Here is a 9,128-nt window from a genome sequence, read left to right as displayed (position 1 = left end):
CGGCTACCCGCACCCCCAGCCGTATCTGCCGCACCCCCAGCCGTACCCGTACGTTCCCCAGCCGCGGCCGGGCTCCCGGGGCCCGGGGTGGGGCGGCCTGCGCGGTGGCGAATGGCCGTCGGTGCGCGAGCTGTTGCGGCAGGGGCAGCCGCGGGTCTCCKGATGCATGTGGCTGGTGCTGCTCGCCCCGTGCACCTGGTTCGCGTTCCTGCCGCTCGTGCTGTGCTACTCGTTCGCGCGCTCGGCCCGCATCCGGGCCCACCGCCTGTTCCCGCACACGCACCGGGCCGCCGGCGACCGGCACGTGACGCGCGTGCAGAAGGTGCGGGCCTGGACCGCGGCCGCCATGTCCCTGCTGCTGCTCGCCATGTACGGCAAGCCGGAGGACGTCGCCGAGGCCCAGGAGCAGTACATGATGCGGCTGGCGGTCACCCCGCCCCTGCTGCTCCTGAGCGCACCCGTCGTCATCGCGGTGCTGTTCCGGTGGGCGTCGGCGGAGACCAGGTCGGCCATGCGGGTGCGGGTGCGGGCCGCCCTGCGGTCGGCCGGCTGGTACATCGGCGCCGTGACGGCCGTCCCGCTGCTCGGCGGGGCGATCATCCTGCTCGACCGGAACCAGACGCCCTCCTCCGGTCCGGCGGGCGCCGCCCCCTGGCTGATCCTCGCGGCCGCCCTGCCCCTGGCCTGGCTGCTGTTCTTCGTGGGGTTCGCCACCGGTCCGGCCGTCCGCACCGGCTTCAACACCGCGGCCGTGCACGCCGCGCTCCCCGCCCTGCTGACCGGCACGCTGGTGTGGGAGTTCGCCGCCATGAGCCTGCTCGCGGGCGGCCTGCCGCCCGGGCCGCCGGTGATCCAGGCCCTCGCCGTCATCGGCGGTCCCGCCTCGGTGACGGCGGTGGTCTGGTGGGAGATCAGCCGCCTGCGCACCCTGTTCGGGGTGACGCTGCGCGCCTGAGCACGCGGCCGGTCAACCCCGCGCCCCGGACGAGGTGTTGGCGCGGGCCGGCGCCCGTCCGGGCCCCGCGTCCGCCCCGGCCGTGATTACGTATGGCCCATGACTGCGATCAGACTGCTCCTCGTCGACGACGATCCGCTGGTGCGGGCCGGACTGTCCTTCATGATGGGCGGGGCCGACGACATCGAGATCGTCGGCGAGGCGGCCGACGGCGGCGAGGTGGAGGCGCTCGTCGACCGCACCCGCCCGGACGTCGTGCTCATGGACATCCGGATGCCGACGGTGGACGGTCTCACGGCCACGGAGCGGCTGCGCGCCCGCAAGGACGCCCCGCAGGTGGTGGTCCTCACCACCTTCCACGCCGACGAACAGGTCCTGCGGGCGCTGCGCGCGGGCGCCGCCGGATTCGTCCTCAAGGACACCCCGCCCACCGAGATCCTCGCGGCGGTACGCCGGGTCGCGGCCGGCGACCCGGTCCTGTCGCCCACCGTCACCCGCCAGCTGATGCGGCACGCGGTCGGCACCGCCGCCGACACCCGCCGCACACGCGCCCGTGCACGCATGGCCGCCCTCAACGACCGCGAGCGCGAGGTCGCCGTCGCGGTCGGCCGGGGCCTGTCCAACGCCGAGATCGCCACCGGCCTCTTCATGAGTGTCGCCACGGTCAAGACGCACGTCTCCCGCATCCTGGCCAAGCTCGACCTCAACAACCGGGTGCAGATCGCGCTGCTGGCGTACGACGCGGGACTCCTGGAGGAGGAACAGGAGGGCCACTGACCGCCCCGCCGTCAGGCGAAGGGGGAGGCGGTCCCGCCGGGGATCTCCGCGAGGTGCACCGGCCTGCGCTCCCGGCGCGACAGCTCGCACGCCTCGGCGACCCGCAGCGCCTGAAGGGCCTCGCGCCCGTCGCAGGGGTTGGCCCGCTCGCCCCGCACGACCTCGACGAACGCGTTCAGCTCCGCCTCGTAGGCGGGTCCGAAGCGCTCCAGGAAGCCCGTCCAGGGCTTGTCCGCGGCCGGCGGCCCGGTCGGCTCGGTGGAGGCGATCGGCGTACGGTCGTCCAGGCCGACCACGATCTGGTCGAGCTCCCCGGCCAGCTCCATGCGCACGTCGTAGCCGGCCCCGTTCAGGCGGGCGCCGGTGACCGTGGCGAGCGTGCCGTCGTCGAGGGTGAGGAGCGCGGCACCGGTGTCGACGTCGCCCGCCGCGCGGAACATCGCGGGCCCGGCGTCGGATCCGGCCGCGTACACGTCCGCCACCTCCCGGCCCGTCACCCAGCGCAGCACGTCGAAGTCGTGGATCAGCGTGTCCCGGTACAGCCCGCCGGACACCGGCAGCCACTCCGCGGGCGGCGGCGTCTGGTCACTGGTCAGCGCCCGCACGGTGTGCAGCCGCCCCAGCCTGCCCGAGCGCACGGCCTCGCGAGCGCCCCTGTATCCGGCGTCGAAGCGGCGCTGGAAGCCCATCTGGAGCACCGTCCCGGCCGTCTCGACCTCGGCGATCGCGCTCAGCGTCCCCGGCAGATCCAGCGCGATGGGCTTCTCGCAGAACACCGGCAGGCCCGAGCGTGCTGCCCGACCGATCAGTTCGGCGTGGGCCGACGTCGCCGTCGTGATCACCACGGCGTCCACCCCCCACCGGAAGATCTCCTCCACTCCGGGCGCGGCCGTCTCACCCAGCCGGTGCGCCAGGTCCTGGGCCCGCGAGGCGTCCGCGTCCGTGAGGATCAGGGAGCCGACGTCGCGGTGCCGGCTGAGGGTGTTCGCGTGGATTGTGCCGATGCGGCCCGTACCGATGACGCCGATGCGCATGGAAACAAACTGCGTGCACAGCCCGCCCCTGTCAATCGGAATGTCCGGACAATCTGACTACACAACTTCCCGTCAACAACGCACGGAGCTACGCTCGGCCCGTGCCGAAACCAGAAGTGGACCCGACCGTGCAGCTCGAGCTGAGCGTGGACCGCAGCTCTCCCGTGCCGTTGTACTTCCAGCTGTCCCAGCAGCTCGAGGCCGCGATCGAGCACGGCACGCTGACCCCCGGCAGCCTGCTGGGCAACGAGATCGAGCTCGCCGCCCGGCTCGGCCTGTCCCGGCCGACCGTCCGCCAGGCCATCCAGTCGCTCGTCGACAAGGGCCTCCTGGTACGCCGCCGCGGTGTGGGCACCCAGGTCGTGCACAGCCAGGTCAAGCGCCCGCTGGAGCTCAGCAGCCTCTACGACGACCTGGAGGCGGCGGGCCAGCGCCCGGCCACCAAGGTCCTCGTCAACACGCTCGTACCCGCCTCCGCCGAGGTCGCCGCCGCACTCAACGTCGCCGAGGACAGCGACGTCCACCGCGTGGAACGCCTCCGCCTCGCCCACGGCGAGCCCATGGCCTACCTCTGCAACTTCCTGCCCCCCGGCCTCATCGACCTCGACACCGGCCAACTGGAGACCACCGGCCTCTACCGCCTGATGCGAGCGGCCGGCATCACCCTGCACAGCGCCCGCCAGTCGATCGGCGCCCGCGCGGCGACGACGGAGGAGGCGGAACGGCTGGCGGAGGAGGCGGGGGCCCCGCTTCTCACCATGCAACGCGTCACGTTCGACGACACGGGCCGAGCGGTCGAGTACGGCACGCACACGTATCGCCCGACGCGCTATTCCTTCGAATTCCAGTTGCTGGTGCGCAGCTGAGGGGCGCGGGGCTGTATCGATGTGCGGCTCCGCCGCGTGGGCGCGACAAGCCCCCACGCACCCGCACTCGGCACTGATCCGCACCACCCCTCTGCTCCGCACCCTGCCTCCCCGTGAGGCAGAATCGGCGGCGATGAGCACCTACCGCGACTTCACCGCCCCCATCGGCTCCCGCCGTGCCACCGTGCTCCGCACCGTCGGCACCCGGGAGCGCCGCTCACACCTGACGGCACCCCGCGTGCCGACGGTCGGCATCGACATCGGCGGTACGAAGGTGATGGCGGGCGTCGTGGACGCCGACGGCAACATCCTGGAGAAGGTCCGCACGGAGACGCCGGACAAGTCCAAGAGCCCCAAGGTCGTCGAGGACACCATCGCCGAGCTGGTCCTGGACCTCTCGGACCGGCACGACGTGCACGCCGTGGGCATCGGCGCGGCCGGCTGGGTCGACGCCGACCGCAACCGCGTGCTGTTCGCCCCCCACCTGTCCTGGCGCAACGAACCCCTGAGGGACCGCCTCGCCAGCCGCCTGTCGGTCCCGGTCCTCGTGGACAACGACGCCAACACCGCCGCCTGGGCCGAGTGGCGCTTCGGCGCCGGCCGCGGCGAGGACCACCTCGTGATGATCACGCTCGGCACCGGCATCGGCGGCGCGATCCTGGAGGACGGCCAGGTCAAGCGCGGCAAGTACGGCGTCGCCGGAGAGTTCGGCCATATGCAGGTCGTGCCCGGCGGCCACCGCTGCCCGTGCGGCAACCGCGGCTGCTGGGAGCAGTACAGCTCCGGAAACGCCCTGGTCCGCGAGGCGCGCGAGCTGGCGGCGGCGGACTCGCCGGTGGCGTACGGGATCATCGAGCACGTCAAGGGCAACATCGGCGACATCACCGGCCCGATGATCACCGAGCTGGCCCGCGAGGGCGACGCCATGTGCATCGAGCTGCTCCAGGACATCGGCCAGTGGCTCGGCGTCGGCATCGCCAACCTCGCGGCCGCCCTCGACCCCTCCTGCTTCGTCATCGGCGGCGGTGTCTCGGCAGCCGACGACCTGCTGATCGGCCCCGCGCGGGACGCGTTCCGCAGGCATCTGACCGGCCGCGGCTACCGCCCCGAGGCCCGTATCGCCCGGGCCCAGCTCGGCCCCGAGGCCGGCATGGTCGGCGCCGCCGACCTGGCCCGGCTGGTCGCCCGCCGCTTCCGGCGCGCCAAGCGCCGCCGGGTGGAGCGGTACGAGCGCTACGAGCGGTACGCGCAGTCCCTCCGCAGCACCCAGGAGACGCTGTGACCGCCTCCCTGCCGCACCAGGGATCGTGGCCGGACGGCGAGGAACGCCCGGCCGAGGACCGCCGCCACATGATCCGCCGCAGGGCGCTCACCCTGCTGATCATCGTGCTGCTCATCGGCATCCCGGCCGGCTACCTGGTGATCTCCGCGAACCAGAGCCGGGACAGCGGCAAGGACAAGGAGGCGAAGTACTCGGCGACCGGCCTGACCGAGGGCTGGCCGTCCAAGCTCCAGCGCCGCATCTACCAGGTGCCCGTCCCGCACCCGGCCTGGCACGTGGCGTACTACGAGACCAACAACTGGAAGACCAGCCGTCTGTACGCCCAGTTCGAGACCAACGCGGCCGGCCTGGACGCCTATCTGACGGGCCTGGGCATGACCCGGGACGACCTGAAGAAGGGCCACATCACCATCGGCGCCCGCGACCGCAAGGTCACCGGCTGGAAGTTCCCCGAGGGCGACTCGTGGTACGGCTTCGTCCACCGGCAGAAGAACCCCGCACCGACGCACGACGTGGTCGTGGACCTGTCCAACCCGGCGTACCCCTGGGTGTACGTGGTGTCCAGGACGGTGCCCTGACCCGAGGCCCGGCTCGGCCGGCGCGGCCGCCGGGGCCGATTGTCAGACCCCGCCCGTAGAGTCGGAGACAGCTGATCCGAAACGCGGGCGGGAGGTGGCAGGACGTATGGGCGAGACGGCTGTGATGGCCGAGCGGGCGGGGGAGCGGACGGTCCCGCTCCGGCTCCCGGCCGTCTTCCTGCCCGCGCCCCTCCCACGCGACGGGCGCATCGCCTTCTGGGACCCCGAAGGGGAGCCCCTGCCCGCAGAGGTCACAGAGCTCACGCAGGACACCGAGCTCACCGTCGTACGACGGCACGGCGCCGCGATCCGGCGGCGGACCACCCCGGCGCTGTCCCTCCCGCTGGAGGAGGCCCTGCCGCTCCTGGTGCGCGCCCGGCACGACCCCGCGGCCCACCCCGCCACCGCCTGCTGGGGCGCGGCCGCCCTGCACGCCCTGCGGCTTACCGCGCGCGGCCGGCTGCTGCCCGGCCTGACCCCCACGGGCCACGACGCCTGGCGCGCCGGCCCGCTGGACCCGGCAGACATCGCGCACCTGCGCGCGGTTGCCGCCGCCCTGCCGTACGAGGGACACGCCGTCCCGCTGCCCGGCCCGGGCCCGATCCGCCTGCCCGCACCGGAAGCGCTGGTACGCGCCTTCCTGGACGCGGTCGCCGACACCCTGCCACGCACCCCGGCCGCACCCCACGCCACCGGCAGACCCTTCGCGGCCCGCGACGCCCAGCACCTGCCCGGCGCCCACGACTGGGCCGCCGAGGTCGCCGCCGGCATGGACGCCGGCGTGCGGATCTCGCTCCGGCTGGACCTCTCGGCGTACGACCTGTTCGACGACGCCTTCGACGGCGGTGCCCGCGGCGCCGGCGCCGCGATCGTCCAGGTGCACAGCCTCGCCGACCCCACCCTCGTCGCCGACGCGGCGGCGCTGTGGGCGGGCGAGGCGGACGACGCCTTCGGCCCGCGCGCCCGGGTGGACGCGGCCCTCGCCGTCCGCCGCGCGGCCCGGGTCTGGCCCCCGCTCGACCGGCTCTCCGACCAGGACGTGCCCGACGTGCTGGCGCTGACCGAGGAGGAGCTGAGCGACCTGCTCGGCGTCGCGGCCACCCGGCTCGCCGCGGCCGGCGTCGCCGTGCACTGGCCCAGGGACCTGGCCCAGGACCTCTCGGCCGCGGCGGTGGTCCGGCCGGCCCCCGGCTCGGCGACCGACGGCACCGGCTTCTTCGAGAGCGAGGACCTGCTCCAGTTCCGCTGGCAGCTGGCGCTCGGCGGCGACCCGCTCACCGAGAGCGAGATGGACGCCCTCGCCGAGGCACACCGCCCGGTCGTCCGCCTGCGTGACCAGTGGGTGCTGGTCGACCCGGCCCTCGTCCGCAAGGCCCGCAAGCGGGACCTGGGGCTGCTCGACCCGGTCGACGCGCTGTCCGTCGCCCTGGCCGGCACCGCCGAGGTGGACGGCGAGACGGTGGAGGCCGTACCGGCCGGCGCGCTGGCCGCCCTGCGCGACCGCCTCACCGCGGGAGTACGCCCGGCCGCACCGCCGCCGGGCCTGCACGCCACCCTCCGGGACTACCAGCTCCGGGGCCTGGCCTGGCTCGACCTGATGACCTCCCTGGGCCTCGGCGGATGCCTCGCCGACGACATGGGCCTCGGCAAGACCGTCACCCTCATCGCCCTGCACCTGAAGCGGGCCCGCCGCGAGCCCACCTTGGTCGTCTGCCCGGCCTCGCTGCTGGGCAACTGGCAGCGGGAGATCATCCGCTTCGCACCCGGCGTCCCCGTCCGCCGCTTCCACGGCCCGGACCGCAGCCTGGACGGCCTGGACGGCGGCTTCGTCCTCACCACGTACGGCACGATGCGTTCCGCGGCCCCCGCCCTGGCCGGGCAGGCGTGGGGCATGGTCGTCGCCGACGAGGCGCAGCACGTCAAGAACCCCTACTCGGCCACGGCCAGGGCGCTGCGCACGATCCCGTCCCCCGCGCGTGTGGCCCTGACGGGCACGCCCGTCGAGAACAACCTGTCGGAGCTGTGGGCGTTGCTCGACTGGACCACCCCGGGCCTCCTCGGCCCGCTGAAGTCCTTCCGCGCCCGGCACGCCCGTGCCGTGGAGAACGGCGAGGACGAGGAAGCCGTGGAGCGCCTGGCCCGCCTGGTCCGGCCCTTCCTGCTGCGCCGGAAGAAGTCCGACCCGGGCATCGTCCCCGAGCTGCCGCCCAAGACGGAGACCGACCACCCGGTGCCGCTCACCCGCGAACAGGGCGCGCTGTACGAGGCGGTGGTCCGCGAGTCGATGCTCGCCATCGAGACCGCCGAGGGCATGGCACGCCGTGGCCTGGTGCTGAAGCTCCTGACGTCACTGAAGCAGATCTGCAACCACCCGGCGCTGTACCTGAAGGAGGAGCCCGCCCGGGCCGGCGGCGACCGGCTCGCCGCCCGCTCCGGCAAACTCGCGCTGCTGGACGAGCTGTTGGACACCCTGCTCGCCGAAGACGGATCCGCGCTGGTCTTCACCCAGTACGTCGGGATGGCCCGCCTGATCACCTCCCACCTGGCCACCCGGGCGGTCCCGGTCGACCTGCTCCACGGCGGCACACCGGTACCGGAGCGGGAGCGCATGGTGGACCGCTTCCAGGCCGGCTCGACCCCGGTCCTGGTGCTGTCCCTCAAGGCGGCGGGCACCGGCCTCAACCTCACCCGCGCGGGTCACGTCGTCCACTTCGACCGCTGGTGGAACCCGGCCGTCGAGGAACAGGCCACCGACCGTGCCTACCGCATCGGCCAGACCCAGCCCGTCCAGGTCCACCGCCTCATCACCGAGGGCACGATCGAGGACCGCATCGCCGAGATGCTCCAGGCCAAGCGCGCCCTCGCCGACGCGATCCTCGGCTCCGGCGAGTCGGCCCTCACCGAACTGACGGACCGTGAACTGTCCGACCTGGTCTCCTTGCGGAGGACGCCATGACGCCCAGCCCGGCCGACGAGGCCCGCCGGGCCCTGCGGGCGGCCCGGGAGCAGGCACACCGCGACCCGGAGACGTCATCCGCTCCCCGCCCCGCCGAGAGGCCAACTGACCCGGAAGAGTCTCCCCGCCCGGGAGACGTGGCCCGCGAGGCACTGCGCAGGGCGGTCTTTGAGCACCGGCGTGGCGAGGAACCGGAGAGCGAGGCGGGTGCGGCGGAGGACGCCGACCTGCCCGGCGATCTGCCGGGCGGTGCGTCGGAGGACACGCAGGGTCCCGCCGGGCCGGACGATTCCGGCGACCCGGGGGAAAACCCGGCCCGGACGACTTCGGCCGGTGCTCCCGCTGCCGCCGAGGACCAGCCCGCCGCCGCACCGCAGGAGACCCCGGACGCGGGCCACGACGAGGGGCCGGGCCCCCGCGCGGCGGACATCGCGCGCGAGGCACTGCGCGCGGCACGGCAGGAGGCGCGGCGGGCCCGGGAAGAGGCCGAGCGTGCGGGACGCCGGGCGCGGCACAGCCGTGCGGACGAGAGGCCGAGGGCCGGCCGGCAGGCGCGTGAACAGGCCGTCGGCGGGGGAGCGCGGGACGTACGGCAGCTGCTGGCCGACGCCTTCCGGATGCCCGAGGCGACGGACGAGCCGGACGCGGCGCCCGAGGACGCTGACGAAACCGCCCAGGAG

At 74.1% G+C, this 9,128-nt stretch carries 7 protein-coding genes and 1 pseudogene; 7 read left to right on the top strand and 1 reads right to left on the bottom strand.

The window, feature by feature from the left end:
- Together CA983_RS35600 and CA983_RS35595 are read left to right on the top strand one after the other, a co-directional pair.
- A partial coding sequence (locus CA983_RS35600; protein ID WP_341866718.1) for a hypothetical protein occupies window positions 1-955 on the top strand: 955 nt, incomplete at its 5' end.
- A gap of 99 nt (window positions 956-1,054) precedes the next feature.
- Complete coding sequence (locus CA983_RS35595) at window positions 1,055-1,732, top strand: response regulator transcription factor (protein WP_086604876.1); 678 nt, start codon at window positions 1,055-1,057, stop codon at window positions 1,730-1,732.
- An 11-nt stretch (window positions 1,733-1,743) separates the two neighbouring features.
- On the opposite strand, the gene CA983_RS35590 is transcribed toward CA983_RS35595, so the two are convergent.
- Window positions 1,744-2,766: a Gfo/Idh/MocA family protein gene (locus CA983_RS35590; protein ID WP_086604875.1), complete on the bottom strand. Its 1,023-nt coding sequence runs from the start codon at window positions 2,764-2,766 to the stop codon at window positions 1,744-1,746.
- A 128-nt stretch (window positions 2,767-2,894) separates the two neighbouring features.
- On the opposite strand from CA983_RS35590, the gene CA983_RS35585 reads away from it, so the two are divergent.
- The 5 genes and pseudogenes from CA983_RS35585 to CA983_RS35565 form a co-directional block, all read left to right on the top strand.
- Window positions 2,895-3,632: a GntR family transcriptional regulator gene (locus tag CA983_RS35585; RefSeq protein ID WP_086604878.1), complete on the top strand. Its 738-nt coding sequence runs from the start codon at window positions 2,895-2,897 to the stop codon at window positions 3,630-3,632.
- Window positions 3,633-3,765: 133 nt separating this feature from the next.
- Complete coding sequence (locus CA983_RS35580) at window positions 3,766-4,914, top strand: ROK family glucokinase (RefSeq protein ID WP_086604874.1); 1,149 nt, start codon at window positions 3,766-3,768, stop codon at window positions 4,912-4,914.
- Window positions 4,911-5,492 carry a sugar kinase gene (locus tag CA983_RS35575; protein WP_086604873.1) on the top strand — a complete coding sequence of 194 codons (582 nt, stop codon included), beginning with the start codon at window positions 4,911-4,913 and terminating at the stop codon, window positions 5,490-5,492. Before CA983_RS35580 ends, CA983_RS35575 begins: the two co-directional genes overlap by 4 nt.
- 106 nt (window positions 5,493-5,598) lie before the next feature.
- Window positions 5,599-8,448 carry a DEAD/DEAH box helicase gene (locus CA983_RS35570; RefSeq protein ID WP_086604872.1) on the top strand — a complete coding sequence of 950 codons (2,850 nt, stop codon included), beginning with the start codon at window positions 5,599-5,601 and terminating at the stop codon, window positions 8,446-8,448.
- Window positions 8,445-9,128, top strand: a pseudogene (locus CA983_RS35565) (SWIM zinc finger family protein); the annotation flags it as partial. The gene CA983_RS35570 and the pseudogene CA983_RS35565, both read left to right, overlap by 4 nt.

This window comes from Streptomyces swartbergensis (assembly GCF_002148965.1).
Lineage (GTDB): Bacteria > Actinomycetota > Actinomycetes > Streptomycetales > Streptomycetaceae > Streptomyces > Streptomyces swartbergensis.
Note: the sequence above shows the minus strand (reverse complement) of the source record. Positions and strands in the feature narration are given on the sequence as shown.